Below are 432 nucleotides of genomic sequence, written 5' to 3'. Positions count from 1 at the left end.
CCAGTGTGGCTGATCATCCTCTCAAACCAGCTAGAGATCGTCGCCTTGGTGAGCCTTTACCCCACCAACTAGCTAATCTCACTTGGGTTCATCCGATGGCGTGTGGCCCGAAGGTCCCACACTTTGGTCCGTAGACATTATGCGGTATTAGCCACCGTTTCCAGTGGTTGTCCCCCGCCATCGGGCAGATCCCCAAGCATTACTCACCCGTCCGCCGCTCGTCATCACCCGAAGGCATGTTACCGCTCGACTTGCATGTGTTAGGCCTGCCGCCAGCGTTCAATCTGAGCCATGATCAAACTCTTCAATTAAAGTTTTGACTCAGTAGTACTGACTAATAAATTAACATTGGTCACTCATACTGATTATTCGTTTGCACGTATCAACACAAGTACCCACACAGATAATTGATTGCTTATTGTTAAAGAGCAG

Annotated in this window: 1 rRNA gene; it reads right to left on the bottom strand. The window is 49.1% G+C overall.

What is annotated here, in order from left to right:
- Positions 1-311: ribosomal RNA gene (locus QWF21_RS18115) — 16S ribosomal RNA — on the bottom strand; the annotation flags it as partial.
- Positions 312-432 lie beyond the last annotated feature (121 nt).

Source organism: Alkalimonas mucilaginosa (assembly GCF_036327005.1).
Taxonomy (GTDB): domain Bacteria; phylum Pseudomonadota; class Gammaproteobacteria; order Enterobacterales; family Alteromonadaceae; genus Alkalimonas; species Alkalimonas mucilaginosa.
The sequence above is the reverse complement of the archived record's forward strand: the minus strand, read 5'-3'. Positions and strand labels throughout refer to the sequence as shown.